General features: G+C 61.9%; 26 protein-coding genes. 12 read left to right on the forward strand and 14 right to left on the reverse strand.

What is annotated here, in order from left to right:
- Positions 1 to 743 precede the first annotated feature (743 nt).
- Genes F8N62_RS09450 through nirS form a run of 11 tightly spaced genes read right to left on the reverse strand, consistent with a single transcriptional unit; the run spans position 744 to position 9642 of the window.
- Entirely contained in the window at positions 744 to 2237 is a 1494-nt protein-coding gene (locus F8N62_RS09450) for a cytochrome D1 domain-containing protein (protein WP_150710712.1), read from the reverse strand.
- Positions 2234 to 3073: a uroporphyrinogen-III C-methyltransferase gene (gene cobA / locus F8N62_RS09455; protein WP_150710713.1), complete on the reverse strand. Its 840-nt coding sequence runs from the start codon at positions 3071 to 3073 to the stop codon at positions 2234 to 2236. Before cobA ends, F8N62_RS09450 begins: the two co-directional genes overlap by 4 nt.
- A 53-nt stretch (positions 3074 to 3126) precedes the next feature.
- Positions 3127 to 4305, reverse strand: coding sequence for a heme d1 biosynthesis radical SAM protein NirJ (gene nirJ / locus F8N62_RS09460; RefSeq protein WP_150710714.1), 1179 nt, complete (start codon positions 4303 to 4305; stop codon positions 3127 to 3129).
- Between the two features lie 25 nt (positions 4306 to 4330).
- Positions 4331 to 4834 (reverse strand): Lrp/AsnC family transcriptional regulator, encoded by a 504-nt coding sequence (locus F8N62_RS09465; protein ID WP_150710715.1) that lies wholly within the window; start codon positions 4832 to 4834, stop codon positions 4331 to 4333.
- Positions 4809 to 5252, reverse strand: a complete 444-nt coding sequence (locus F8N62_RS09470) for an Lrp/AsnC family transcriptional regulator (RefSeq protein ID WP_150710716.1) — start codon at positions 5250 to 5252, stop codon at positions 4809 to 4811. Before F8N62_RS09470 ends, F8N62_RS09465 begins: the two co-directional genes overlap by 26 nt.
- Positions 5245 to 5760, reverse strand: coding sequence for an Lrp/AsnC family transcriptional regulator (locus tag F8N62_RS09475; protein WP_150710717.1), 516 nt, complete (start codon positions 5758 to 5760; stop codon positions 5245 to 5247). Before F8N62_RS09475 ends, F8N62_RS09470 begins: the two co-directional genes overlap by 8 nt.
- Complete coding sequence (locus F8N62_RS09480; protein WP_150710718.1) at positions 5757 to 6215, reverse strand: Lrp/AsnC family transcriptional regulator; 459 nt, start codon at positions 6213 to 6215, stop codon at positions 5757 to 5759. Before F8N62_RS09480 ends, F8N62_RS09475 begins: the two co-directional genes overlap by 4 nt.
- Before the next feature lies 1 nt (position 6216).
- Positions 6217 to 7395, reverse strand: a complete 1179-nt coding sequence (locus F8N62_RS09485; protein ID WP_150710719.1) for a cytochrome D1 domain-containing protein — start codon at positions 7393 to 7395, stop codon at positions 6217 to 6219.
- Positions 7392 to 7718, reverse strand: coding sequence for a c-type cytochrome (locus F8N62_RS09490; RefSeq protein ID WP_150710720.1), 327 nt, complete (start codon positions 7716 to 7718; stop codon positions 7392 to 7394). The genes F8N62_RS09485 and F8N62_RS09490 overlap by 4 nt, the downstream gene beginning before the upstream one ends.
- A 16-nt stretch (positions 7719 to 7734) precedes the next feature.
- Entirely contained in the window at positions 7735 to 8049 is a 315-nt protein-coding gene (locus F8N62_RS09495) for a c-type cytochrome (protein ID WP_150710721.1), read from the reverse strand.
- 24 nt (positions 8050 to 8073) lie between these two features.
- Positions 8074 to 9642 carry a nitrite reductase gene (gene nirS / locus F8N62_RS09500; protein ID WP_224791360.1) on the reverse strand — a complete coding sequence of 523 codons (1569 nt, stop codon included), beginning with the start codon at positions 9640 to 9642 and terminating at the stop codon, positions 8074 to 8076.
- Positions 9643 to 9957: 315 nt separating this feature from the next.
- Here nirS and F8N62_RS09505 point away from each other — a divergent pair, with 315 nt between their 5' ends.
- From F8N62_RS09505 to F8N62_RS09535, 6 genes are all read left to right on the forward strand, one after another.
- Positions 9958 to 10761 (forward strand): CbbQ/NirQ/NorQ/GpvN family protein, encoded by an 804-nt coding sequence (locus F8N62_RS09505; protein ID WP_150710723.1) that lies wholly within the window; start codon positions 9958 to 9960, stop codon positions 10759 to 10761.
- Complete coding sequence (locus F8N62_RS09510) at positions 10745 to 11332, forward strand: cytochrome c oxidase subunit 3 family protein (RefSeq protein WP_150710724.1); 588 nt, start codon at positions 10745 to 10747, stop codon at positions 11330 to 11332. Before F8N62_RS09505 ends, F8N62_RS09510 begins: the two co-directional genes overlap by 17 nt.
- An 11-nt stretch (positions 11333 to 11343) precedes the next feature.
- A complete protein-coding gene (locus F8N62_RS09515) occupies positions 11344 to 11601 on the forward strand; it encodes a cytochrome C oxidase subunit IV family protein (RefSeq protein WP_150710725.1) in 258 nt (85 codons plus the stop codon).
- Between the two features lie 1053 nt (positions 11602 to 12654).
- On the forward strand, positions 12655 to 13095 hold the full coding sequence (locus tag F8N62_RS09525; RefSeq protein WP_150710726.1) for a c-type cytochrome: 441 nt from the start codon (positions 12655 to 12657) through the stop codon (positions 13093 to 13095).
- Positions 13096 to 13098: 3 nt separating this feature from the next.
- On the forward strand, positions 13099 to 14526 hold the full coding sequence (locus F8N62_RS09530; RefSeq protein WP_150710727.1) for a cbb3-type cytochrome c oxidase subunit I: 1428 nt from the start codon (positions 13099 to 13101) through the stop codon (positions 14524 to 14526).
- Positions 14527 to 14604: 78 nt separating this feature from the next.
- On the forward strand, positions 14605 to 16446 hold the full coding sequence (locus F8N62_RS09535; protein WP_150710728.1) for a nitric oxide reductase activation protein NorD: 1842 nt from the start codon (positions 14605 to 14607) through the stop codon (positions 16444 to 16446).
- 134 nt (positions 16447 to 16580) lie between these two features.
- On the opposite strand, the gene F8N62_RS31845 is transcribed toward F8N62_RS09535, so the two are convergent.
- Together F8N62_RS31845 and F8N62_RS09545 are read right to left on the reverse strand one after the other, a co-directional pair.
- Positions 16581 to 16772: a protein DnrP gene (locus F8N62_RS31845; RefSeq protein ID WP_150710729.1), complete on the reverse strand. Its 192-nt coding sequence runs from the start codon at positions 16770 to 16772 to the stop codon at positions 16581 to 16583.
- On the reverse strand, positions 16769 to 17452 hold the full coding sequence (locus F8N62_RS09545; RefSeq protein ID WP_150710730.1) for a Crp/Fnr family transcriptional regulator: 684 nt from the start codon (positions 17450 to 17452) through the stop codon (positions 16769 to 16771). The genes F8N62_RS31845 and F8N62_RS09545 overlap by 4 nt, the downstream gene beginning before the upstream one ends.
- Positions 17453 to 18034: 582 nt before the next feature.
- Between F8N62_RS09545 and F8N62_RS09550 the strand changes: the two genes are divergently transcribed.
- Together F8N62_RS09550 and F8N62_RS09555 are read left to right on the forward strand one after the other, a co-directional pair.
- The gene (locus F8N62_RS09550) at positions 18035 to 19225 is read left to right on the forward strand and encodes an NnrS family protein (protein ID WP_150710731.1); all 1191 of its coding nucleotides are present in this window, start codon (positions 18035 to 18037) and stop codon (positions 19223 to 19225) included.
- Positions 19226 to 19253: 28 nt separating this feature from the next.
- A complete protein-coding gene (locus tag F8N62_RS09555) occupies positions 19254 to 19691 on the forward strand; it encodes a hypothetical protein (protein ID WP_150710732.1) in 438 nt (145 codons plus the stop codon).
- A gap of 120 nt (positions 19692 to 19811) precedes the next feature.
- On the opposite strand, the gene ytfE is transcribed toward F8N62_RS09555, so the two are convergent.
- Complete coding sequence (ytfE, locus tag F8N62_RS09560) at positions 19812 to 20486, reverse strand: iron-sulfur cluster repair protein YtfE (RefSeq protein WP_150710733.1); 675 nt, start codon at positions 20484 to 20486, stop codon at positions 19812 to 19814.
- 153 nt (positions 20487 to 20639) lie between these two features.
- Here ytfE and norR point away from each other — a divergent pair, with 153 nt between their 5' ends.
- The 4 genes from norR (at position 20640) to glp (ending at position 24896) form a co-directional block, all read left to right on the forward strand.
- Positions 20640 to 22169, forward strand: coding sequence for a nitric oxide reductase transcriptional regulator NorR (norR, locus tag F8N62_RS09565; RefSeq protein ID WP_150710734.1), 1530 nt, complete (start codon positions 20640 to 20642; stop codon positions 22167 to 22169).
- Between the two features lie 78 nt (positions 22170 to 22247).
- The gene (gene pdxH, locus F8N62_RS09570) at positions 22248 to 22895 is read left to right on the forward strand and encodes a pyridoxamine 5'-phosphate oxidase (RefSeq protein ID WP_150710840.1); all 648 of its coding nucleotides are present in this window, start codon (positions 22248 to 22250) and stop codon (positions 22893 to 22895) included.
- 214 nt (positions 22896 to 23109) lie between these two features.
- Positions 23110 to 23664 (forward strand): molybdenum cofactor biosynthesis protein B, encoded by a 555-nt coding sequence (gene moaB / locus F8N62_RS09575; protein ID WP_150710735.1) that lies wholly within the window; start codon positions 23110 to 23112, stop codon positions 23662 to 23664.
- Positions 23661 to 24896 (forward strand): gephyrin-like molybdotransferase Glp, encoded by a 1236-nt coding sequence (gene glp / locus F8N62_RS09580; RefSeq protein ID WP_150710736.1) that lies wholly within the window; start codon positions 23661 to 23663, stop codon positions 24894 to 24896. The genes moaB and glp overlap by 4 nt, the downstream gene beginning before the upstream one ends.
- Positions 24897 to 24964 lie beyond the last annotated feature (68 nt).

A 24964-nucleotide genomic window follows, 5' to 3' on the forward strand; every position in this document is an offset into this window, starting at 1 on the left:
ACTCGGCACCTCGCCTGGGCTCGGTGTGCCCTCACTCCGGCATTGCTCCGCGGGTCGCCGCGAAGGGCCATCCCTGGCCCAGCGCGGCTAAACCGGCATCCTTGCCGGTTTCCCCGCTGCGCAATGCCTGCGTTCGGCCAGCGTGGTTTTATGGGGCGCCTAAAATCAAAATCAAAACCGAGGCGGCCTTAGAGCCGACCTGACGGTGAGTTCGATCAAGTCATCGGCGCCGAACACAAATACCGTCGCCAACAACAATCACCTGTGGGAGCGAGCTTGCTCGCGATAGCGGAGGGTCAGCCGACATCGATGCTGGATAATAAATCGCCATCGCGAGCAAGCTCGCTCCCACAGGGAATTTGCTCGGCCCAGAGGTTGTGCATGATCAAGGCAGCGAAGCGCGCCCACTTGATACCCCGGTCGGCCCGGAGGCCGCCGCGGTTGTGATTTTGATTTTGATCTTGAGCGCCCCGTTAAACCACGCTGGCCGAACGCAGGCATTGCGCAGCGGGGAAACCGGCAAGGATGCCGGTTTAGCCGCGCTGGGCCAGGGATGGCCCTTCGCGGCGACCCGCGGAGCAATGCCGGAGTGAGGGCACACCGAGCCAGAGCGAGGTGCCAAGTGGTGGGGCAAGAGCGTTGGGTTACTTTGCGCTTTTCAAAGTGACTCGCCGTAAGGGCGAAACCAATATCAGCCATCACCAAAAAAACGGATATACACCCCAAAACAAAGCACAAGAAGCCTAGTGCGAAGTCCCCTCAACAAACTCAATCTTGTTCCCCACGTTGTACTTCCCCGAAGGCTTGTTCATCGGGATCCGCTTAATCTCCTCCAACGTCCCGCTGTCATAAACAATCAAAGCCCCCTCATTCGCCCAAATACTCAGCAACAAATAACGCCCGTCACGAGTGAACTCCACGTGCGCCGCCGTCTTCCCAGGCATCGGCCGCAAAGTGTGGGCAATTTCCAGCGTCTGTTTATCAATCAAATGAATCGCATCGTTATCCGGCCCAAAGAACACATCAGTCCAGGCATACCGCGAATTGACATGACTGCGCATAAAGAAACCCGGCCCCAACGTCGGGATCTCCTTGATCAAGGTCCAGGTCTTGAAATCGATCACCGAGATCAGCCCCTTGCTGATATTGGGCGTGGCAAACACCCACTCACCGTTGCGCTGCCAATAAGTCCCGGACCCCAGGTGCGGCATGCCTGGCAGCGGTATGTCGGTCACCACCTTGCCGCTGTCGAGATCGATCACCTGACCACCCTTGGCCTTGCGCGAAGTCGCCAGCAACTGCTTGTAGTCCGGCGAAAAGGAAAAATCGTCCAGCACATCCTCGGCGTGGATTCGTCGCGGTTCGAAGTCTGGTGTACCGGCGCTCGAGAGCTCCCAGACTTCCTTCACGTCCTTGAGCGCAACGATGAAACTGTCCCGAGGCGGGGCGGTGTAGACCGCGCTGACCCGTGACGCAGTGCCGTCCTGACCGACCGCAGGAATGGTTTTCACCAGCGACAGGTCGCGGGCATCCAGCACCACAAGGTTGCCCGGCAAATAATTACCCACCAGCACCCAGCGCCCATCCTTGCTCACCGCCAGGTTGCGGGTGTTCAGCCCGGCGCGGACCTCGGCGATCAGCTTGAGGTTGTGCAGGTCGTACAGGCTGATCCAGCCATCACGCGAGGCGACGTAGACGAAGCGCCCATCCGGCGAAAACTTCGGCCCGCCGTGCACGGCAAAGTGCGAAGAGAACCGCGCCAGCACCTCGAATCGATCGCCATCCAGGATGTCCAGGTGGTGATCGCCGGCTTCCACCACGACGAACAGGTTCAGCGGGTCGGCACCGTGCTGCGGCGTGGCGGGGAGCTTGCTGAGGTCCGCGAGTATCGAGTGACTGCCACGAATGTCGTCGTTGTTCCAGGTCGGCGGGGTGGCGGGCGGTTGCTGAAGGTAATTCACCAGCGCGTCGATGTGTGCCGGGTCGAGGACCTTGGCAAACCCGGCCATCTGGCTCGCCGGGCGACCGTTCTGAATCACGCTGCGGACCTCCTCGGGTTTGATCCGGCTCAGACTCTCCGGCAGCAACGCCGGCCCGGCACCGCCGAAACGATTGGCACCGTGGCAGCTTTGGCAATGCTGCCGGTAGTTGTCCGCTGCTTGTTCAAGTGCCGCAGCAGCAGCGCCGGCCTGGGCGACACCGATCCATAAAAAGGGCACCAGCAGCCCGCGCTTCATAGCGCCACCCTGGCATGGCGTTGCCGCGTCTGAACCGGATAGAAGCGCGCCGGGTGTTCCATCGGTTGCGCGGCGAACAGGTCGACCACTTTGCCGATCACCGTCAGCGTCGGAACTCCGGGTGGGCAATCCAGCGCCAACGTCGGCAGTTGGTGCAGCAGGCCACGAGCCACGTGCTGGTCGCTCCGCGTGCCGTTGCTGATCAACGCAGCCGGGGTGTCGGCGGCGAGCCCGGCTTCAATCAGGCGCTGGGCGATTAGCCCGAGATTAGATAAGCCCATGTAAAACACTAAAGTCTGGCTGCTGTCGGCGAGGTCGCGCCAAGGCAGTTTCAGCTCGCCATCCTGTTGCAAATGCCCGGTGATGAAACGACAGGAATTGACCAGATCGCGATGCGTCAGCGGGATGCCGGCGTAGGCACTGCAACCGGATGCGGCGGTAATGCCCGGCACTACCTGGCAGTCGATGTTGCGTTGCAGCAGGTACTGTAATTCCTCGGCGCCGCGCCCAAAAATGAACGGGTCACCGCCCTTGAGCCGGACCACGCGCTGGCCTTGATCGGCGAGGTCTGCCAGCAGTTCGTTGATCTGCGCCTGGGGCAGGCTGTGGCAGCCGCTGGCCTTGCCGACGTAATGCCGGGCGCAGGTGAGGGGGATCAGCGTCAGCAGTTCGGGGCTGATCAGGCGGTCGTACACCACGGCATCGGCCTGCATCAACAGGCTCCAAGCGCGCAGGGTCAGCAGGCGCGGATCGCCGGGCCCCGCGCCGACCAGAGCCACTTCGCCCGGTCTGAACAGGGACGCCAGTGCGGCCGGTAAAACAATTGATGGGTACATGGGACGTCCTTGGTTTTTTCATCAGGTTGGCCGGGGCTCGCCGGGCGGATGCTTCAATGCATAACGCAAGGGATGGTCGTGACCGGCGGCATGCCGATTTCTTCATCGCTGAGGTGGCAACCGGGGTCTTGGCCCCAGAGATCGCCTTCGGCCCAGGCGCGGGTTCGGGTGTTGCCGTTGCAGATACTCAACCAGCGGCATTGCCCACAGCGGCCACCAACGGCGCGCGGATGCGTTCGCAGTTGCTGCAGCAAGGCGTCCGGCCGGTCCAGCCACAGCGTGCGAAACGGTGTGCGCCGCACGTTGCCGACCGAGTGCTGCCACCAATAGGTGTCCGGGTGCACTTCGCCGGTGTTGTCGATGTTGGCGATGCCGCTGCCGGAGGCATTGCCGCCCCAGGCGCGCAGCATGTGTTCCAGACGCGGGTAATGTTCGGGGAGGTGCAGACCCACCCATTGCAGCAGGAGAACGGCGTCGGCATCGTTGTTGCCGCTGACGAAATCGCTGTCGCGGCCCTCGGCGATGTCGTCCCAGGCCTGCTGGAAAATCAGCGTCATCGCCTCGCGGCTCATCTGTTGCCGGGCGTCGAGCTGGCGGCTGCGTTTGCCGCGACCGCTGTAGTTGAGGTGCGACAGGTAAAACTTTTGCACGTCGTACTCGCGCATCAGCGCCAGCAGTTGCGGCAGTTGCCCGTGGTTTTCCTGGGTCAGGGTGGTGCGCAGGCCCACGCGAATCCCCTGTTCGCGACAGAGGCGGATCGCCCGCATGGAACTGGCGAAGCTGCCCTTCAGTTGGCGGAAGGCGTCGTGAGTGGCTTCCAGACCGTCGATGCTGATGCCGACATAATCGAAGTTCGCCGTGCGGATTTGCGTGATGTTTTGCTCGTTGATCAGCGTGCCGTTGGTGGACAACGCGACAAAGAAACCCTTGGCGCGGGCGTAGGCGCTGAGCACAAACAGGTCGTCACGCAACAGCGGTTCGCCGCCAGACAGAATCAGCACCTTGACGCCGGCAGCGTGCAGATCGTCGATCACGGCGAGTGCGGCGGGCGTATCCAGTTCATCGCGAAAGACACTGTCGGCGGAGGTCGCGTAACAGTGTTTGCAGGTCAGGTTGCAGCGTCGCAGCAGGTTCCAGATCACCACGGGTGGCCGGTTGCTGCCCGGTGGGCTGGTTCGGGGGGCAGGCGTCTGGCTGGCCAGCGCGCGCAGGTATTGGCTGATCCTCAACATGCAACTCTCCTTGAGTCGCGCCTGTTCAGCGCGACGCGGGTGGCAGGCGCAATCCGGTTTTTTTCAGGATGCGGCTGCTCACCAGCATCTCGTCGGCGGCGCAGGCATCGCCCAGTAAATAGCGCAGGTGTTCACGGTAACTGTCGATCTCTTCGCTGCTGCGCCCGTGGACCATGGCGAACAGGTTGTAGCGCCAGCCCGGTCGGCGTGGGCGTCGATAACAATGGCTGACAAAGGGCTGCGCGCCGATCAGGGCGCCCAGGCGCGAGATGTCCGCGTCGCGGATATCCCAGACCGTCATGCCGTTGTAGCGGTAGCCCAGACGATAGTGATTGGGGACCGCCGCGATCCGGCGGATAGCGCCTTCGGCTTGCAATCGTTTCAACAGATCCAGGGTGGATTCAATGCTCAGGTCGAGCTGTTCGGCGAGCCAGGCCCACGGGTCGTCCAGCAACGGCAACCCCGCTTGGGTCAATTCGATCAGGCGGTGAGCCAGGGTGTCTTCAGACCGGGAAATACAAACCGACATGGTAGGTCTCCTCTTTGGGCAGGTTCAGCGGCGGCAGGCCGGTCAGGGTTTCGATGTGCTGCAGGGTGTCGGCAATCCCTTGTTCGGTGGCGCAGCCGAGCACAAACCACATGTTCCACGGGTGCTCGCGGCGATAGTTGTGCGCCACTTCCGGCAGTGCATGCAGCTGCGCGGCGACGTCTTCGAAGCGGTCTTCCGGCACCGCCAGCGCGGCGAGGGTGAAGGCGCCGCCGAGGCGTTCGATGTCGAACATCGGGCCGAAGCGGGTGAGCACGCCGTCTTCGAGCAGGGCGTGAAGGCGATCGAGCAATTCGGCGCTGCTGCTGTGCAGTTCGGCGGCCAGCACCTGCCACGGGTGACGCACCAGCGGCAGGCCCAGTTGCAGGCGATTGATCAGTCGGCGGTCGAGGTCATCCAACGTCGGGCGCTCCTGTCGATGCGGGGGCAAAGCGGCCACCGCATTGTTTGAAGGCGTGGGTGGTGAAGAGCAGTTGGTGCGGCAGATCACTCAACAGATGTTCCTCCAGCAACGTCTGTATCTGCGCCACGACTTGCTCTCGCTTACGCCCGTGGACCATGCAGAACAGGTTGTAGCGCCACTGCGGCAAACGCCGCGGCCGTTGATAGCAAAGGTTGATGCCGGGCGCTCGGCCGAGGCGCTGGCCGACTTCGTCGATCAGGGCGTCGGGTACGTCGAGGACCAGCATGGCGTTGGCGGTGAAGCCCAGCGCCCGATGGTTGAGCACCAGGCCAATCCGGCGAAACAGCCCCTGCTCGTGCCAGGCGTGCATTTGTTCGAGCACCTGTTTTTCGTCGGCGTCGATCCGTTCGGCGAGGGCCTGATAGGGGCGCGGGGTCAGCGGCAATCCGCCTTCGAGATGCCGACGCAGGGCCAACGCTTGCCTGGGGCTCAATCCCGATTTCATGGCTGTTCTCCGAGGGCGAAGCCGAGGTCGATGCGGTACGCGGTCAACATCGGCAAATCCAGCGGGGTGAGGCCGGTGTCGCGCTCCAGTTCTTCGAGTATGCGTTCGAGGTGCTGGCGATCAGGGCCGGTCAAAACGAACCACAGGTTGTAGTAATGCTCCCGCGCATAGTTGTGATTGACCTCCGGGTACTGGCTGACGCGTTCGGCGATCTGTTGCAGGCGTTCGGCGGGCACGGCGAGGGCGGCGAGGGTGCTGGCCCCGGCGCGGCTGTGTTCGAACACCGGGCCGACCCTCGACAAGGCCCCGGCCAGTTCCAGACGTTGCAGGCACGCCATCACGTGCGCCTCGCTGCAACCGAGAACCCGGGCCATCTCACGGTAAGGTTCCGCGCACAGCGGCATGCCGTGCTGGAAGCGGTCGATCAGTTGGCGGCTGAGCAAGTCAAGGTTCATTTCAATAGCCCATTTTTTGCGCGCGACTGCTGAAGAAGATGCCGCTCGGTGCGGTGGCCGGCAGGGTGCTGATCAATGTGAGGCTGTACGGGTCCCAGACCTGCACCTGATTGCCATCGCGCAACGACAGCCATAGCTGATCGCCGCGCGCGGTGAATTCCATGTGCAGTACGGCGGGGCCCGGTTGCAGATCGGCGACGATGGCGTGGGTCTCGGTGTCGATCACTTGCACCCGATCATTGTCCGGGTAGGCGAAATTGACCCACAGCTGCCGACCGTCCGGGCGCGACGTGACGAACACCGGTTGCCCGGCCACGGCGATGGCCGCGCTCTGCTGCCAGGTGCGCGCATCCATCACCAGTACCTGATGGCGCCCGACGGCGGGCACAAAGGCCTGGTTGTCGGCGACGGCCCAGCCTTCCAGATGCGGCATCTTGTAGACGGGCAGTTTTGCCTGGCCACGTCCGTAGTCACCGAGCACGCGTTTCACCCCGCGCTCCGGGTGCCAGAGGTCGAGTTGCGCCATGCCGTCTTCGCCGAACAGCCCGGCCATGTAGTAGCGGCCGTCCGGGGTGATCAGCGCATCGTAGGGTTGCTGGCCGATGGCGGTGAAACGGCTGATCTGCGGGGAGGTGCTCTGGCTGAAATCGAGGGTCCAGATCTCGCCGGTATCGAACAGGCTGAAGACGAAACGTTGGCCCGGCGCGTCGACCAGCCCGACCACGCGAGAGCGTTTGCTGCCGTCGGCCAGCGGTGTCGCCGGAATGTCCGCCACCAGCGCCAGGGTTTGCGCATCGAATACCTTGACCCCGCCGGGCACATAGTTGGACACCGCGATCAACTTGCCGTCCTGACTGATCGCGCCGCCGATGCTATTGCCGCCCTGGATCACGCGATGGTCGATGCGTTGGGTCAGCAGGTCGAGCTTGCTCAACCCACCGTCGCGGCCAAACACATAGGCGTAACGCTGGTCGCGGGAGAACACCACCGAGGCATGGGACAGGTCGCCCAGGCCCTCGAGCCTGGCCAGCGTGGTGCGGGTGTCGCTTTCGATGATTTGCACACTGCCGGTGGCGCGCTCCACCACCACGCCCAGATCGCCGGTGCCACGCAATGGCGGCTGGACACACGCGGACAACAACAGCGCGCTCGCCGCGCACAGCAGGGTTGATCGGATCATGGTGCGGGGTATCCCTGTAGAAGAAGGTCGACCAGCCAACGGATGTCATCCGCGCCGAGCAACGGCGCCCAACCGGGCATGGCCGTGCCGGTGCGGCCATGGGTGACGGTGGCGATCAGGCTGTCCCGGGATTTGCCGGCCAGCGCCGCGCGAGTCAATTCCGGACCCAGCCCGCCGGTCATGTGCAGGCCATGGCAGGCGCCACAATCCTGCGCCAGCAAGTGTTCGAGTTGCGCCTGACGCGGGGCGTCCGGCGCGGCAACCGTGGTTGCGCAAATGAGGAGGAGGGCCGCCAGAACCACCGCGTGTCGATAAACCTTCATGGCGCCCTCCAGGCGTTTACTTGAGTGTCAGGACCCAGGTCGCGAGCAGCTTCGCTTCCTCATCCGTGACCGGGTTTGCCGGCATTGGCATTGGCCCCCAGTTACCTTGGGTGCCGTTCTTGATGTGGCTGGCCAGGGTGTCCACGGCTCCGGGTACACCCGCGTTTTTTGCCGCGACCTCCTTGAGCGCCGGGCCGACCAGCTTGGTGTCGATGGAGTGGCAAGCCGCGCAGGGTTTGCTTTTGAATAGTTCCAGTGCGTCTTGAGCCAAGGCCGGTTGCACACTGAGCGCAGCCGTCAGGGCGAACAGTGAAAACAGAGTATTTTTCATGGTGTTTCCTTGCATTGATGGAGCTCAATAGATGTCGTGTTGGGTGTTGTAGACGTTGAACTTTCCGGTGGGTGTGATCAGTCGTTTGTCCTTGATGACTGACTTGAGCTTCAGCGTTTTGTCGTCGATCACCACCAACGCCGATTCTTCGGCCTGACCGCTCCACACGGAGAACCAGACTTCATCACCGGCCTTGTTGTATTCCGGCTGCACGACGCGCATCGCCCCTTGCTTGATGCCCGCGTATTCGGCGATCGGCAGCACGGTGTAGCCGGCGTCGAGCTTGTCGATGTTGAACACCGCCACCGATTGGCTGAGCTTGGCGTCCGGGTTCAACGTGGTGTCGACATACAGGTGGCGGGAGTTGGGGTGGGTCTTGATGAACAGCGATCCACCGCCCTGGCCCTTGATCGAAGCGACCTGTTTCCAGGCGTATTGCGCATGCTTGACCGGGTCGGTGCCGATCAGCGAAATGCCTTCATCACCCAGGTGACTGGTGGCCCAGACCGGCCCGTAGGTCGGGTGGTTGAAGTTGGCGCCGCGCCCCGGGTGCGGGGTTTTGCCGACGTCCACCAGCGCGGTCAATTTGCGCTCCTTGGAGTCGATCACGGCGACCTTGTTGGAGTTGTTGGCGGCGGTCATGAAGTAGCGGTGGGTGCTGTCCCAACCGCCGTCATGCAGGAACGGCGCGGCGTCGATGTAAGTGACGGTGAGGTTTTTGATGTCCTGGTAATTGACCAGCATGACCTTGCCGGTTTCCTTGACGTTGACGATGAACTCCGGCCATTCGTGGGAGGCGATGATCGCCGCGACGCGTGGCTCAGGGTGATATTCCTGCTTGTCGACGGTCATGCCCCGCGTCGAGACGATCTGCTTCGGCTCAAGGGTTTCGCCATCCATGATGGTGAACTGCGGCGGCCAGTAGGAACCGGCAATCGTGTATTTGTCTTCGTAGCCCTTGAACTTGGAGGTCTCGACGGAGCGCGCCTCGATGCCGACTTTGACTTCGGCCACCTTGGTCGGCTCGACTGGCCACAGGTCGATCATGTCGATGCGTGCGTCCCGGCCAATCACCAGCAAGTAACGACCCGAAGCGGAGATCCGCGAGATGTGCACCGCGTATCCGGTCTCGATCAGCTTGACGATTTTCTTGCTGTCGCCGTCGATCAGGGCAATCTTGCCGTCATCGCGCAACGTCACTGAAAACAGGTTGGGCAGGTCGAGTTTGCTCAGTTGTTTTTTCGGACGATCCTCGGGTTTGACCAGCACCTTCCAGGTTTTCAGCGTCTCGGCCATGCCCCATTCCGGTGGCGTCGGCGGCGTGTGCTGAACGAACTTGGCCATGGACGTGATCTGATCCTTGGTCAGCGCATTCGACGTGCCCCAGTTCGGCATGCCCGCCGGTGAGCCGTAGGTGATCAACGCCTCGAGGAACGGTTGCCCGCGGGACTGGGTGATGTCCGGGGTCAGCGGCTTGCCGGTCGCCCCTTTGCGCAGCACGCCGTGGCAGCCGGCGCAGCGCTGGAAATAGATTTCCTTCGACGAGTCGAACTCGCTCTGGCTCATGTCGGGAGCGCCGGCGGATTTGACCATGGGCGGTGAGGCGGCGGCGGGATCGTCGGCCCAGGCTGCGTGAGACACCGCGAAGGCCAGTGTCGAACACAATGTGGCGACGGTCAGGGCCAACGTTTTTCTATTGCTGATCAGCATTCCATTTCTCCTCAGGCAAGACCTTTGCGATGCACTGAAACCACAGCACAGGACGCAGGTTCTTAATGCGTTGCAAGGCTATGCCCGAGCGGGCCAATGCCCGCTTGACGGCGATCAAGTTTGCCGCTCATGTCACTTGCCAGTTTGTCGCAGGGGCCCGTAGCGTGTGCCTCAATTCCGCTGTGAAACAGGTGCCCCATGGACCCCATCCCGTCAGGCGAACACAAGGCCGAACCCTTCTACCAACCGCTGAACAATGAGCAGGCACTGTTCGAACAGGCCTGGCGCCACGGCATGCCCGTGCTGATCAAGGGACCGACCGGTTGCGGCAAGACCCGGTTCGTCCAGCACATGGCCCATCGCTTGAATCTGCCGCTGTACACCGTGGCGTGCCACGACGATTTGAGCGCGGCCGACCTGATCGGCCGTCACCTGATCGGTGCCCAGGGCACGTGGTGGCAGGACGGACCGCTGACCCGGGCGGTGCGCGAGGGTGGCATTTGTTACCTCGACGAAGTGGTTGAAGCGCGCCAGGACACCGTGGTGGTACTGCACCCGCTGGCCGATGATCGTCGCGAGTTGTTCCTGGAGCGCACCGGCGAAGTGTTGCAGGCGCCGCCGTCATTCATGCTGGTGGTGTCGTACAACCCCGGTTACCAGAACCTGCTCAAAGGCATGAAACCCAGCACCCGCCAGCGTTTCGTGGCGATGCGTTTCGGCTACCCACCCGTGGCGGAGGAAGAGCGCATTGTCGCCCGTGAGGCGCAGGTGGACAGCGCGCTCGCGGCGCAAGTGGTGAAGCTGGGACAGGCGTTGCGCCGGCTCGATCAACATGATCTGGAGGAGGTCGCCTCGACGCGGCTGCTGATTTTCACCGCGCGGATGATCCGCTCCGGCATGAGCCCGAAAGAAGCGTGCATGGCGTGCCTGGCCGAGCCTTTGAGTGATGATCCATTGACCGTTGCGGCGCTGATGGACGTGGTTGATGTCCACTTCGGCTGAATCCGGTGGCGTTGCGCCGAGGGCATTGCCGGGCGATCTGGCTATGTGGTTTTTCATCCTCGCCGAGCTGTCGGTGTTCGCCATTCTGATTCTCGCGTTCGCCGTGACCCAGGCACTCAAGCCGCAGCTGTTCAGTGAAAGCCGCCTGCTGCTGAACACCTCGACCGGGCTGGCAATGACCCTGAGCCTGCTCACCGCCGGACTGTTCGCGGCGCTGGCGCAGGAGCACGTCAGGCACTCGCGACCCCGTCGTGGCGCGGTGTTCCTGCTCGCAGCGTTGCTAGTCGCCAGTGTCTACGTGGTGTTGAAACTCTCCGAGTACCGCCACTTGCTGGCCTCGGGTCTGGGCATGGAGCACAACACGTTTTTCACGCTGTACTGGATTCTGACCGGCTTTCATTTTCTGCATGTGTTGCTCGGCCTGTTCATCCTCGGATGGCTGGCCGAGCGTTGCCGTTGTGGTCTGTACGACGCCGGTAATCGAAGCGGGTTTGAATCCGGCGTGTTGTATTGGCACATGGTCGATCTGATCTGGGTGGTGCTGTTTCCGCTGGTCTATGTATTGGGATGACGGGAGGTTTTATGTCTGCTTCCAGATTATTGCTCGTCTGCTGGGCCGCACTGGCCACGTTGAGCGTGAGCACCGTGTTGCTCGCGCAATCCGGTGGCACCTGGGTGCTGTCTGTGGCGATTTTGCTGGTGGCGGTGGGCAAGGCGTGGCTGATTACCGACGGTTTCATGGAAATGCGCCACGCGCCGCGATTGTGGCGGCGGTTGATGGTGGGGTGGGCGGTGGTGTTGGCGGTGGTTGTGGGGTTGACGTTGGTGTTGGTTCGCTGAAGATCTGATGGCGGCTTCATGGCCTACCGTTTTTTCGGTGGTGTACATATCCATACCTGCGGTAACGACCGCTAGTGGTTTCGCTCTTACAGCGAGTCACTTGCAAAAGCGGCAAGTAACCAAGCGCTTTTGCCCCTGTCGTTCGGTGCCTCGCCAAGGCTCGGCATGCCCTCACTCCGGTCCTGCTCCGTGGGCCCGCCGCCATCGGCCATCCATGGCCGAGGGCGGCTAACCCGGCATCCTTGCCGGGTTACCCACTACGCAGAACCTGCGCTCGGCCTCTCGATGGGGCGGGTGCCTCAAAAGCAGATCAAAAGCCCGCGAGGCGGCCTACGGGCCGACCTGACGTTTAGTTCGGGCAGGTCATCGGCGGGTTACCCAAATGCCATATCCAACAAAATTTCCCTGTGGGAGCGGCGGTGCGACGATTCGACTTGCTCGCGGACGCGGTGTGTCATTCAACAATGAAGTCGACTGACACGTCTCTTCGTGAGCAAGCCCACAGGTACGCATTGCAAGTCGAGTGTGTGCGCACGATCAACCCAGCGAAGCGCGCCCGCTTGATGCCTCGGTCGGCCCGCAGGCCGCCGCGGTTTTGTTGTTGCGGTGAGCGCCCCCTCGAGAGGCCGAGTGGAGGTTCTGCGCAGTGGGTACCGCGGCAAGGATGCCGCGGTAGCCGCCCTCGGCCATGGATGGCCGATGGCGGCGGGCCCACTGAGCAGGACCGGAACGAGGGCATGCCGAGCACTAGCGAGGCACCGAACGACAGGGGCAAGAGCGCTTGGTTACTTGGCGCTTTTCCAAGTAACCCGCTGTAAGAGCGGAACCAATAGCAGTCGTTACCGCAGGAATGGATATGTACATCAAAAAACCCGTCGCCTGACCCCCGTATTCGCGAGCAGGCTCGCTCCCACAGTTTGAAGTTTGTGGGGCATGGCAATCTGCGTTGCCCCCAATACCCGACCATAACCATCTGGCTTTCTTGATCGCCATCAAGCAGGTTTCAACCCTTCGCTTCCTATCATGGACGGGCCAAGCAAAGAGGAAGCGACCATGTCAGAGACCTTCACCAAAGGCATGGCCAGGAATATCTATTTCGGAGGGAGCGTTTTCTTCTTCCTGATATTCCTGGCCTTGACCTATCACACGGAACAGACCTTCCCGGAGCGCAGCAATGAAGCGCAATTAACCGAGTCGGTGATTCGCGGCAAGACAGTCTGGGAGCAAAACAACTGCATTGGCTGCCATACGCTGCTGGGCGAGGGCGCGTACTTTGCGCCTGAGCTGGGCAACGTGTTCCAGCGTCGCGGCGGTGAGGAGGGGTTCAAGCCTTTCCTGCATGCCTGGATGAAAATGCAGCCGCTGGGTGTGCCAGGCCGGCGCGCGATGCCGCAGTTCAAGTTGAGTGAGCAAGAGGTGGATGACATCGCCGAGTTCCTCAAGTGGAGCTCGAAAATCAACACCAATGGCTGGCCGCCAAACAAGGAGGGCTGAGCGATGAGTATTGCCAATCCACATCTGAAATTCGCCTCGCAAGCCGTGGCCAAACCGTACTTCGTGTTTGCCCTGATCCTGTTTCTCGGTCAGGTGCTGTTCGGTTTGATCATGGGCTTGCAATACGTGATCGGAGACTTTCTGTTCCCGATCATTCCCTTCAACGTGGCGCGGATGGTGCACACCAACCTGCTGATCGTCTGGCTGCTGTTCGGCTTCATGGGCGCGGCTTACTACCTGATTCCGGAAGAAGCCGACCGTGAGCTGCACAGCCCGAAACTGGCGATCATCCTGTTCTGGGTGTTCGCAGCGGCCGGTGTGCTGACCATCCTTGGTTACCTGCTGGTGCCTTACGCGGGCCTGGCCCGGCTGACCCACAACGAGTTACTGCCGACCATGGGCCGGGAGTTCCTCGAGCAACCGACCATCACCAAGATGGGCATTGTGGTGGTGTGCCTGGGTTTCCTCTACAACATCGGCATGACCCTGCTCAAAGGGCGCAAAACGACCGTCAGCATGGTGATGATGACCGGGCTGATCGGCCTCGCGGTGTTCTTCCTGTTCTCCTTTTACAACCCCGGCAACCTGGCGCGTGACAAGTTCTACTGGTGGTGGGTGGTGCATCTTTGGGTGGAAGGCGTGTGGGAACTGATCATGGGTTCGATGCTCGCGTTCGTCCTGATCAAGATCACCGGCGTGGACCGGGAAGTCGTCGAGAAATGGCTGTACGTGATCATCGCGATGGCGCTGATTACCGGGATCATCGGCACCGGTCACCACTTCTTCTGGATTGGTGCGCCCGAGGTCTGGCTGTGGGTCGGCTCGATCTTCTCCGCGCTCGAACCGCTGCCGTTCCTGGCCATGGTGATCTTCGCCTTCAGCATGGTGAAGAACCGTCGCCGGCAACACCCCAATCGCGCAGCCACGCTGTGGGCCAAGGGCACCACGGTGACGGCGTTCTTCGGGGCTGGCGTCTGGGGTTTTCTGCACACACTGGCACCGGTCAACTTCTACACCCACGGTTCGCAACTGACGGCCGCTCACGGTCACCTGGCCTTCTACGGTGCTTACGCGATGATCGTAATGACTTTGATCAGCTACGCCATGCCGCGCTTGCGCGGGTTGGGTGAAGCCGGTGACGAGCGCTCGCAGACCCTCGAAATCTGGGGGTTCTGGTTGATGACACTGTCGATGGTGATGATCACGCTGTTCCTCACCGCTGCCGGTGTCGTGCAGGTCTATCTGCAACGCTGGCAGGCCGACGGCATCGCGTTGCCGTTCATGGCCACGATGGAACATTTGCAGGTGCTGTTCTGGGCCCGACTGGGTTCCGGTGTGGGTTTCCTCGCCGGGTTGCTCTGCTACTTGTTCAGCTTCAAGCAACGTGGCCGCGCGGCCTTGCGCGCCCCGGCCGCCGTGGTTCCGTCATGAGTCTGCATCAGCGCTAGAAAAGGTCGGCCCGGCTGAGACAGCGGGCCGTTTTTTTTGCTTTGCAAGAGGGTAAACAGCATGGCCTTTACCGTCGAACTGGAAGAGTGGGTCGGCAGTGTCTGGCACCGTTTCATCACCCGACGCGCCAGCCCGGATTTTCCCGAAGCGCGGGTCGAACTGATCAGCCAGCAACGCCCGTTGGCGCTGTTGTTTCGCGCCATGGGCGGCGCCAATGGGGTCGGTGTGGAAGCGGCCAGCGACCGCGATCTGCTGCTGCGGCGCAACGTCTTGCAGCAGATCGCCGGGACCTGCAAGCAAGTGCCGCTGGCGTGGTGTGATGCGGCCAACCTGCGCTTGCCGTCGAGCCTCGCGGTGTTTCCTGAGGTGACGCTGAACGAAGAGCTCTATCGTTGGCTCGCGCTGCTGGCCGCGCAGGCCGGTCCGATGCGCCACTGGGGCCGGGACAATCAGCGCTGGACGCAACAACTGCTGCAGCGATTCCCGGCGTTGCGCGCCCGCTACAAGCGCCTGGTCGATGCGCACCTGCAATTGCGCCCCGATCCCGCTTCGATGAACCAAAGCGAAGCCGCACTGGAACGAGCGTTATGCCAGGCCTTGCGCGAGCCGGGCAGCGTCGAACATTTTCCGCGCAGCGACCGCGCCGCATGGCCGCTGCCGCTGTGGCTGTACCCGCCGCAACACCTCGCCAGCCCGCAGGCTGCCGACCTCGGCGATGAATCTGAAGAGTCGTTGACCACGCCGCCTGGTGAACAGAAAGGCGGGCGCAAACGGGCCACGCGGATCGATGAAAGCAGCCGCGATGGCGGGCTGTTGGTGGTGCGCCTGGAAAACCTGTTCAGCTGGACCGAACATGTCGATCTGGATCGCTGGTCGGACGACAGCGAAGACCCGGACGCCGCCAGAGTCGCCGATGACCTCGATGAACTGACCCTGTCGCGCACCCGTCTGCGCAAGGGTGGCGGTCTCAAGCTGCACCTGGATCTGCCGCCGACGGATGTCGACGATATTCCGCTGGGCGAGGGCATCAAATTGCCGGAGTGGGACTATCGCCAGCAGCGCCTGCAAGACGGTTTCGTCAACCTGCAAATGATGGTGCCCCGCGATTGTGAAGCGCAGCCATTGCCGCAACGGCTGAAAGCTTCGGCTCACCGCTTGCGGCGCCAGTTCGAGCACCTGCGCAATGACCGGCAGTGGCTACGCCAGCAACCCCAGGGCTCGGAACTGGACATGCAGGCCTGGCTGGATTTTCACGTCGAGCGCGAGCATGGCCAATCTGCCGAACGCGGGTTGTTCATGGAACAACGGCAAACCCGTCGCGACCTCGCCTGCCTGTTGCTGGCCGACGTGTCGATGTCCACCGACGCGCACCTGAACGATGAGCACCGGGTGATCGATGTGATCCGCGACAGCCTGCTGCTGTTCGGCGAAACCCTGTCGGTGCTCGGTGATGATTTCGCCCTGTACGGGTTTTCCTCATTGCGTCGCCAGCAAGTGCGGATGCAGGAACTCAAGTCCTTCACCCAGCGCTATGACGACCACACCCGCGGTCGTATCCAGGGGCTCAAGCCGGGTTACTACACCCGGATGGGCGCTGCGATTCGCCAGGCCACCCAACTGCTGGGCAGCAGTAAACGACGCAGCAAGCTGTTGCTGCTGCTGACCGATGGCAAGCCCAATGATCTGGATCTGTACGAGGGGCGTTACGGTGTGGAAGACACCCGCGAGGCGGTGCGGGAAGCGCGGCGCCAGGGGTTGACGCCGTTCTGTATCACGATTGATCGCGAGGCCGGGGATTACCTGCCTTACATGTTCGGCGCCAATGGCTACACCTTGATCCGCCAACCGGAACAACTACCGCTGCGCTTGCCGCAGTTGTATCGCCAGCTGACCCAGCCTTGAGCCGTTCTGTAGGAGCAGCCGGTCGACGCTCGATTGCTCGCGATGAACGTTAACGATAACGCGTGTTACCTGGGTAAACGCATCGCCCTCAGGTCCATCGCGAGCAAGCTCGCTCCTACAGGTCCATCGCAGCTTTAGCGTGGCAACCAGAAAAACATCGCCACGCAAAAGATCGTCAGGCCGATGCAAAACCACGTGAACCTACGCTGCCGGCGTTCCCCGGCGCGCGCGGCCAATGCCGGCAGGGGCATGCCGCATTGGCGGCATTCGGTTTCAGTGGATCGATTGGCGTGTTGGCAATACAGGCAGACGGGCTTCGCGTTCACTCGAATTGCTCCAGACGCGGACGATCGAGAATGGCGATCTGGCGGCCGTCCTGGGTAATGATTTTTTCATCGATCAAGCGGCGGATGATCCGCGAAAAAGTTTCCGGCTGGATCGACAGGTGACCGGCAATCAATTGCTTGGCCATCGGCAGTTCGAACTGGCTGCCGACGGTTTGCTGGCGCACCAGTTGCGTCAGCAAATAACGCACGACCCGGTGCGTGGCGTTTTTCAGCGACAGGGTTTCGATTTCGTTGACCCGTTGATGCAGACGCACGCAGAGCTTGCCCAGCAGCGCAAAGGTCAAACGGCTGTTGCTCTGCAGCAGGCGCATGTAAGTGCTGTTGGATAACCGGTAGAGCTGAGTCGGGCACACCGCCTCGGCCGAGGCCACGTAGTTCGGCGTGTCCATCAGCATCATCGCTTCGGCGAAGGTTTGCCTATCGCTGATGACCTCGAAGACTTTCTCCTGCCCGTCGGGTGTCAGGCGGTAGATCTTCACCGCCCCGGCAATCACAAAGTAAAACGAATCGGCCGGCTCGCCCTGACGGAACAGCGGTTCGCCTTTGTCGATGCTGAGGAGGTGGCTGGTACTCATCAATTCATCCAGTTGTTCGTCGTTCAACGGCTCGAACAAATGATGGCTACGCAAAATCTGGTGATGGACGCGATGAAGCACCATGGGAATTCATCCTGAAAAGGGGGAGGGCTTTGCGATCAAAAAATCAGACGAGGCCGAGAGAGATGCCGCTGGCCAACGCCAGAACGGAGGTCAACACCACAAACCAGGCCAGTGGCTGGACAACTTTTTTCATGACGGCTCCCGGAAATTGAAACGTTAAGATTTTCCTGAGCTTGAGCAAGACGCGGGCCATGCGTTGAGGGCTTTGTTTACTGCGGTTATTTAACATCAGGGTTAAAACAACCCTCTCAATAAGGGTAAAAAAGACCCTGCTAGGGTCATTTAAACCCTGTGAAGAAATTCTGTGGTGAGGGGATTTATCCCCGCTGGAGCGCGAAGCGCTCCCAAAAATCCTGCACCGCTACACCTTCAAGAACGCACCAGCCGTTATTAACGACTGCTGCGCAGTCAACGGGGATAAATCCCCTCACCACATGGTTTCCAATCAACTCCGAGGCACGCCCCTTGCACACTTGATCTGCGACAAAGGCAATGCATCGGCAATGCCCGATAATTGCACCTGCATTACCACGGCGCATGCAGCCGGGCGCCGGGTTTGCAACACGTTAAAGGAGTGGCTTTATGCAAGTGCTTGACCGCCGTAAAGCAATGGCCATCGCGCCGCTGTTCCGTCTGGCCTTTCGGCCCTTTTTCCTCGCCGGCTGCCTTCTCGCCGTGTTGGCCATTCCCCTGTGGCTGGTGGCCTTCAGCGGGTCGTTGTCCGGTTGGCAGCCGGCCGGTGGCTGGTTGGGCTGGCACCGCCATGAACTGCTGTTCGGCTTCGGCCTGGCGATTATCGCGGGCTTCCTGTTGACGGCGGTGCAGACCTGGACCGGTCGCCCCGGGCTCAGCGGCACACCGCTGGCCGCGCTGGCGTTGCTGTGGTTGTTGGCGCGCGTGGCCTGGCTGGTGAATGCGCCTTGGCCGGTACTGGTGGTGCTGGAAATGGCGTTTCCGCTGGCGGTCGCGGTCTTGATGGGCTTCACGCTGTGGAAGGTTCGGCAGCAACGTAACTACCCGATTGTGGTGGTGCTGTTGCTGCTGGCCGGGGCCGACGCGTTGTCTATGTTCGGGCTGATCGAAGGGCATGAAGGCTGGCAGCGCCAGGGCGTGCTCACCGGCCTCTGGCTGGTGGCCGCGATGATGGGGTTGATCGGCGGCAGGGTGATTCCGTTTTTCACCCAGCGCGGCCTCGGTCGGGTTGACGCCGTTGCGCCCTGGCCGTGGCTGGATTGGCTGCTGCTGATCGGCTCGCCACTGGTTGCGTTGTTGTACGCCGTCGGGCCTGCGCTCAACCCCAATGTCTGGGTGGGCCTGCTGTTCGCAGCGCTGGGTGCCGGGCATCTGGTGCGTTTGGTGCGCTGGCATGATCGCGGACTGTGGCGCGTGCCGTTGTTGTGGTCGCTGCACTTGGCATACGGCTGGTTGGCGCTGGCGTGCGTCGGCATGGCGCTGTGGCATTTCGGCGTGTCGATCAACCCAAGCCTGGCGGTGCATTGCCTGACCATCGGCGCCATAGGCGGTCTGGTGCTGGCGATGATTGCGCGGGTCAGCCTCGGGCATACCGGACGTGCGCTGGAGCCGCCGTCAGGCATGACGTTGGCGTTCATTTTGCTCAACCTGGCGTGTCTGAGTCGGGTCGTGCTGATCGTGTTTTTCCCGTTGCCCGCCTTGTGGCTGGCCGGCCTGTGCTGGACGCTGGGCTTTGCGCTGTATGCCTGGCGTTATGGGCCGATGCTGTTGCGGGCCCGGGTAGACGGTCATCCGGGATGAGCAGGCCAACGAATGGAGGCTGTCGCTGATGTACCCCTTTTTACTGGTTACGCATTTGCTGGCAGCCATCGCTTTTATCGGCACGCTGTTTTTCGAGGTGGTCATTTGGCATCACGCTCGCCAGCCGTTGGCCGCCACCGCGCAAGCAACGGCGGATCAAGCGATTGCCGTGCGTTCGCGCAAGGTTCTGCATGGCGTGGTGTTGCTGTTGTACGGCGCCGGCATCGCGCTGGCGTGGCAGCACCGCGGCGCATTGAGCCAGCCGCTGGCCAGCAGCTTTGGCACATTACTGAGCCTGAAAATCATTCTGGCGCTGAGCATCATCGGCCATTATTTGCTGCTGGCGTTTTGGCTGAAACGCGCACGTCTGTCCACGACCCGAGCGAGCTGGATTCGCCGCAGCATTCTTGCGCACATGGTATTGATCGTGATCCTGGCCAAGGCGATGTTCTATTGGCAGGGTTGATTGCGCCGGACAACCTGTGAATCGGTGTGACGCCATTCGCGAGCAAGCCCGCTCCCACATTGGAATACGTCCACCCTGTGGAAGCGGGCTTTCTCGCGAAAGCGATCTCACTGTCTTCGATCAAGGACGCGGGTTAAGGGCATTGATGAACAGCACATTGTTTTCCAGATGGATGTGTTGCATCAGGTCATCCTTGAATTCCAGCAACCCGCGATAGAGCGCGCGCCAGGTGTTACAGGCATCGGCCGGCGGGGTGATGTGGTGGGTCAGGGCGAGCATCTTCTCCAGCGCTTCGCCATGTTGATCGTGTTCGAAACGCAGCACCTGAATCGGCGGTGCGGCCTGGGGGCCGATGCCTTGTTGCAGCATCGGGAACAGCACTTGTTCTTCCTTGAGCATGTGGCCTTCGAGTTCTTGCTGCATGTCGGTCAGCAGGTCGGCCAGGCCGTTGGGGCAGCTGCTGCGGGCACCATGTACGTGCTCGACGCGACGAGCGAGGCGGATCAGTTCCGGCAGTTGCTCGCGGTGGCGGGCGTGATAGCGCGCAAGGAGGTGGGCGATCAACGCCTCGGTCGTTTCTGTGCGCCAGTCGTGCTGGGTTTCGCCGGTGTCTTGCAGCGTGTGCAGGGCATCGGCTATCAGCAGCGGATCGAGGTCTTTGCCGAGGGCCGCTTCGCGCAGGCTTTTATGACCGCCGCAGCAAAAGTCCAGTTTGAACGAGTGAAAAATCCGGGTGGCGCCGGGAATGTCGCAGGCCAGTTGGCCGAGGCTTTGTTCCAGCAGGGGATGGTTCATCAGGGTTCCTTGTTTGGGTTTCAACGGTTCCCAGACTCATTGCATCTGCCATGCCACAGTTAACCGATTGATAATTCGCAATTAAATTTTAGGTGTGGTGATGTGCACCCCGACGCATTAGGGTGAATCCCACCATAGAGGGTAATTACTACCATGCTGCGTGAAAGCCTGGCCGCCGACCTGATCGTCGAGTTGCCCAATGCCGTGCGGTTACAAAGACTGGTGCAAACCCTGCGCGAATACTTCAACAGTGGCGCGGTGGGATTGTTGCGTCTGGACGACGACAGCCTGAGGCCGGTGGCGACGGTCGGGCTGGTGCATGAAGCGTTGGGACGCCGGTTCGTCATCGCCCAGCATCCACGGCTGGCGGCGATCATGGCGTCGCGCGAGCCGGTGTGGTTCGAGCCCGACAGCCGCCTGCCGGACCCTTACGACGGCTTGCTCGACAACCACGTCGGCGAACCTCTGCCGGTGCATGACTGCATGGGCGTCAGCCTGTATGTCGAGGGCCGGATCTGGGGCGCGATCACCCTCGATGCGCTGCACGCCGGGACCTTCGACAGCCGTGCGCGGGAGGAACTCAAACGCTGCACCTTGCAGATCGAAGCGGCGGTGCGGGTCACCCGGCTGGAACAGGAAAACCGCAGCTTGCGCCTGTCCCGCAGCGATCCCCAGGATTTGCGCATGCCGGTCGAGGAGGGCGAGATCCTCGGGCAAAGCGAGGTACTGCACCAGTTGCTGAATGAGCTGGACGTGTTGGCCGACTCCGATTTGCCGGTGTTGCTGTTGGGTGAGACCGGCGTTGGCAAAGAGCTGTTCGCCCGGCGCTTGCATCGTCTTTCCCGGCGCAGCCACAAGCCGCTGATTCAGGTCAATTGCGCGGCGTTGCCGGAGTCGTTGGCGGAGAGTGAATTGTTCGGGCACGTCAAAGGCGCCTTTTCCGGCGCCACCAGTGACCGCGCCGGGCGGTTCGATGCGGCCAACGGTGGCACGCTGTTTCTCGATGAAGTCGGCGAGTTGCCCTTGAGTGTGCAAGCGAAGTTGCTGCGCACCCTGCAGAATGGCGAGATCCAGCGACTGGGGGCCGACAAGCCGCTGCACGTCGACGTGCGTATCATCGCCGCCACCAACCGGCACCTGCCGGACAGCATTCGCGAAGGCTTGTTTCGCGCCGATCTGTATCACCGGCTCTCGGTGTACCCGGTGCCGATCCCGTCGTTGCGCGAACGCGGTAATGACGTGTTGATGCTCGCCGGGCATTTCCTCGAGCTCAATCGGGCGCGACTGGGGCTGCGTGGTTTGCGCCTGTCGCCGGCAGCTGAGCGCGCTTTGCTGGCCTATACTTGGCCGGGCAATGTGCGCGAGCTGGAGCACGTCATCAGTCGAGCCGCGTTGAAGCAGCTCAGTCGCGGTACGAGTCGCGCGTTGATCATGACCCTGGAACCGGAGATTCTCGATCTCGACAGTGCGACGAGCGCCCCCGGGGTGGTTGTCGAGCCGTCCGCAGACGTGACACCTGATCTGCCGTTCCAGCCGCTGGGTGAAGCGGTCGATGATTACCAGCGCAAGAAAATCCTCCAGGCCCTGAGCCTGTCCGGGGAAAACTGGGCCAGCGCCGCACGGATTCTGGAAGTCGACCCGAGCAACCTGCACAAACTGGCGCGGCGGCTGCGGCTCAAGTAATCGGTAGTGTTGATGGTGGTCAATGTCCAGGTGCGCAGTGCCTCGCACACTGCGCAAAACCTTCCGGAGATCACTGTCATGCCGCTGTCCCTGGCCCAGATGCGCCGCAACTACACCCTGTACGGCTTGCAGGACGAGCACGCGCTGGATGATCCGTTGGCGATGTTCAAGCAATGGATGCAACTGGCTCGCGACACCGAGCGCGCGCCTGTCGAAGCCAATAGCATGACGTTGGCGACCGTCGACAGTGAAGGGCGGCCGCACTGCCGCGTGCTGCTGCTCAAGGGCTTCAGCGAGCAGGGTTTTACTTTTTTCGGCAACTACCAGAGCGGCAAGGGTCAGCAACTGGCGGCCAATCCTTATGCCGCCATGACGTTTTTCTGGCCGGCACTGGAGCGCCAGGTGCGGATCGAAGGCCGGGTGTCCAGGCTTGACCCGACGCTGTCGGACGCCTACTTCGAGTCCCGTTCCATGGCCAGCCGTCTCGGCGCCTGGGCTTCCCCGCAAAGCGCTCCGCTGGCGAGTCGGGCTGCGCTGGAGTCGATGCTGGCCGAGACCATCAAGCGCTTCGTCGGCCACACCGTCTCGCGCCCCGAACATTGGGGCGGTTACTGCCTGCTTCCGGATCGCATGGAGTTCTGGCAGGGCCGGACCGACCGGTTGCATGACCGGATGGATTACCGGTTGCATGAGGGGGTGTGGAAACGCAATCGCCTGGCGCCTTGAAGCGTAAAAGATCGCAGCCTTCGGCAGCTCCTACATTGAAAACGCGTACGCCTGTAGGAGCTGCCGAAGGCTGCGATCTTTTGGGCACCTTGAAAACCTGGCCGACGCCCATCAACTCATTCCGCCCAACGAGGTACCTCCTTCGAGGAATAGGCTCATCGCGCAATCCGGTTCAGGCTTTGCGTCATACCCTAATCCATGGGAAGACCTGACTATGGCCCATCTGGCGCAACGCACCTTTGAACCCCTGAACATCGCCGTGCTGACCATCAGCGATACACGCACGTTCGACACCGACACCTCCGGACAAACCCTCACCGATTTGCTGCAAACCACCGGGCATGTGTTGATCGATCGTGAGCTGGTCAAGGACGATATTTACCAGATACGCGCCACCGTTTCCCGGTGGATCGCCGACCCTGAAGTGCAAGTCATCCTGATGACCGGCGGCACCGGTTTCACCGCTCGCGACAATACGCCGCAAGCTGTTTTGCCTTTGCTGGACAAACACGTGGAAGGCTTCGGTGAACTGTTCCGCCAGGTGTCCCTCGAAGAAATCGGCATGTCCAGCCTGCAATCCCGGGCATTGGCCGGCATGAGCAACGGCGTGCTGGTGTGCTGCGTCCCCGGTTCGCCCGGTGCCTGCCGGACCGCGTGGAACAAGATCCTGCTCGAACAGCTGGACAGTCGCACCGGCCCCTGCAATTTCGCCCCGCATCTGAAACCTCAGGCGCAGCGCGCCATTGAGGCCTGCGAGACTCGCTCATGACCGGCCGGGTGTGTGACCTCGTCCACCTGATGCCGGTGGACGAGGCGATCAGCCGTCTGCTCGATCAGGCTCCGCCGCCGCCTCAAGTGCAAACGATCAGCCTCGATCAAGCGATGGGTCGGGTGCTGGCTGCGGATATCCATTCCCCGGTCAACCTCCCGGCCTGGGACAACAGTGCCATGGACGGTTACGCGCTCAGGGCCTCTGACCTGCCAGCGGATGGCGGTGGTTTGTCGATTGGCGGACGAATTGCTGCGGGCGATCAGGCATCTTCGCCCTTGCTTGCGCAGCAAGCGGTGCAGATTTTTACCGGCGCGCCTTTGCCGCCGGGCGCCGATACCGTTGTGCCGCAAGAGCGTTGCCGCGTCGATGGCGAGCGCGTCTGGTTTCCACCGGTCTGCGTGGGCGATCACGTTCGCAAGGAAGGCGAGGAGGTTCGCCGCGGTCACCTTTTGCTCAAGGCCGGCAAGCGCCTGCGCGCTCAGGAGCTCGGGTTGCTGGCCGGTGCCGGCATTGCGCAGGTCGAGGTCTATCGACCGCTGCAAGTGTGCCTGCTCAGCAGCGGCAATGAATTGCGCGAGCCGGGCGATCTCCTGGCACCGGGGCAAATCTACAACAGCAATCGCTATTGCCTGGCGGCGTTGTTGCGCGGCTGGGGCGTCGAAGTGCACGACTATGGCGTCATGGCCGATGAGTTGGCGGCCAGTCGGCATGCCTTGAGTCTGGCGTCGTCCGAATGCGACCTGTTGCTCAGCACCGGCGGCGTTTCGGTCGGTGAGGAGGATCATCTCAAGCACGCTATCCAGGAACTGGGCAGCGTCGATTTCTGGCGGCTGGCGATTCAGCCCGGCAAGCCGCTGGCCTTCGGCGAAGTGGCAGGCAAACCGTGGATCGGCATGCCGGGCAATCCGTCGGCGGCACTGATTACCGCGCTGGTGGTGGTGCGTCCGTTTCTGCTGCGGGCCCAAGGTGTGACCGACGTGATGCCGCGACCATTGGCCGTGCCAGCCGGCTTCGACTGGCTGCAACACAATAAGCGTCGGCAGTACCTGCGGGCGAAACTGGCGCCCGGCGCCGATGGCCAATTGCACGTTGAACTGCACCCGCAGCAAAGCTCGGCGATGTTGACGGCCGCGTGCTGGGCTGACGGGCTGGCGGTGATCGAGTGCGAACAGCAGGTGCGCAAGCACGACAACGTGATGTTCCTGTCTTTCGCCGACCTGATGCAGTGAGGGCAATTGATTGCCGTCAAGGCTGTGCCTGCCGGTCTGGCTAGACTGGCAGCGCGATTTTTCTGAGG

The sequence above is a fragment of the Pseudomonas fluorescens genome (assembly GCF_902497785.1).
Classification (GTDB): domain Bacteria; phylum Pseudomonadota; class Gammaproteobacteria; order Pseudomonadales; family Pseudomonadaceae; genus Aquipseudomonas; species Aquipseudomonas fluorescens_BO.

What these genes read in the sequence shown, in the direction of transcription:
- F8N62_RS09450 (WP_150710712.1), bottom strand. Translation starts at nt 2,237, where the DNA reads ATGAAGCGCGGGCTGCTGGTGCCCTTTTTATGGATCGGTGTCGCCCAG.
- cobA (WP_150710713.1), bottom strand. Translation starts at nt 3,073, where the DNA reads ATGTACCCATCAATTGTTTTACCGGCCGCACTGGCGTCCCTGTTCAGA.
- nirJ (WP_150710714.1), bottom strand. Translation starts at nt 4,305, where the DNA reads ATGTTGAGGATCAGCCAATACCTGCGCGCGCTGGCCAGCCAGACGCCT.
- F8N62_RS09465 (WP_150710715.1), bottom strand. Translation starts at nt 4,834, where the DNA reads ATGTCGGTTTGTATTTCCCGGTCTGAAGACACCCTGGCTCACCGCCTG.
- F8N62_RS09475 (WP_150710717.1), bottom strand. Translation starts at nt 5,760, where the DNA reads ATGAAATCGGGATTGAGCCCCAGGCAAGCGTTGGCCCTGCGTCGGCAT.
- F8N62_RS09480 (WP_150710718.1), bottom strand. Translation starts at nt 6,215, where the DNA reads ATGAACCTTGACTTGCTCAGCCGCCAACTGATCGACCGCTTCCAGCAC.
- F8N62_RS09485 (WP_150710719.1), bottom strand. Translation starts at nt 7,395, where the DNA reads ATGATCCGATCAACCCTGCTGTGCGCGGCGAGCGCGCTGTTGTTGTCC.
- F8N62_RS09490 (WP_150710720.1), bottom strand. Translation starts at nt 7,718, where the DNA reads ATGAAGGTTTATCGACACGCGGTGGTTCTGGCGGCCCTCCTCCTCATT.
- F8N62_RS09495 (WP_150710721.1), bottom strand. Translation starts at nt 8,049, where the DNA reads ATGAAAAATACTCTGTTTTCACTGTTCGCCCTGACGGCTGCGCTCAGT.
- nirS (WP_224791360.1), bottom strand. Translation starts at nt 9,642, where the DNA reads ATGGTCAAATCCGCCGGCGCTCCCGACATGAGCCAGAGCGAGTTCGAC.
- F8N62_RS09505 (WP_150710723.1), top strand. Translation starts at nt 9,958, where the DNA reads ATGGACCCCATCCCGTCAGGCGAACACAAGGCCGAACCCTTCTACCAA.
- F8N62_RS09510 (WP_150710724.1), top strand. Translation starts at nt 10,745, where the DNA reads ATGTCCACTTCGGCTGAATCCGGTGGCGTTGCGCCGAGGGCATTGCCG.
- F8N62_RS09515 (WP_150710725.1), top strand. Translation starts at nt 11,344, where the DNA reads ATGTCTGCTTCCAGATTATTGCTCGTCTGCTGGGCCGCACTGGCCACG.
- F8N62_RS09525 (WP_150710726.1), top strand. Translation starts at nt 12,655, where the DNA reads ATGTCAGAGACCTTCACCAAAGGCATGGCCAGGAATATCTATTTCGGA.
- F8N62_RS09530 (WP_150710727.1), top strand. Translation starts at nt 13,099, where the DNA reads ATGAGTATTGCCAATCCACATCTGAAATTCGCCTCGCAAGCCGTGGCC.
- F8N62_RS09535 (WP_150710728.1), top strand. Translation starts at nt 14,605, where the DNA reads ATGGCCTTTACCGTCGAACTGGAAGAGTGGGTCGGCAGTGTCTGGCAC.
- F8N62_RS09545 (WP_150710730.1), bottom strand. Translation starts at nt 17,452, where the DNA reads ATGGTGCTTCATCGCGTCCATCACCAGATTTTGCGTAGCCATCATTTG.
- F8N62_RS09550 (WP_150710731.1), top strand. Translation starts at nt 18,035, where the DNA reads ATGCAAGTGCTTGACCGCCGTAAAGCAATGGCCATCGCGCCGCTGTTC.
- F8N62_RS09555 (WP_150710732.1), top strand. Translation starts at nt 19,254, where the DNA reads ATGTACCCCTTTTTACTGGTTACGCATTTGCTGGCAGCCATCGCTTTT.
- ytfE (WP_150710733.1), bottom strand. Translation starts at nt 20,486, where the DNA reads ATGAACCATCCCCTGCTGGAACAAAGCCTCGGCCAACTGGCCTGCGAC.
- norR (WP_150710734.1), top strand. Translation starts at nt 20,640, where the DNA reads ATGCTGCGTGAAAGCCTGGCCGCCGACCTGATCGTCGAGTTGCCCAAT.
- pdxH (WP_150710840.1), top strand. Translation starts at nt 22,248, where the DNA reads ATGCCGCTGTCCCTGGCCCAGATGCGCCGCAACTACACCCTGTACGGC.
- moaB (WP_150710735.1), top strand. Translation starts at nt 23,110, where the DNA reads ATGGCCCATCTGGCGCAACGCACCTTTGAACCCCTGAACATCGCCGTG.
- glp (WP_150710736.1), top strand. Translation starts at nt 23,661, where the DNA reads ATGACCGGCCGGGTGTGTGACCTCGTCCACCTGATGCCGGTGGACGAG.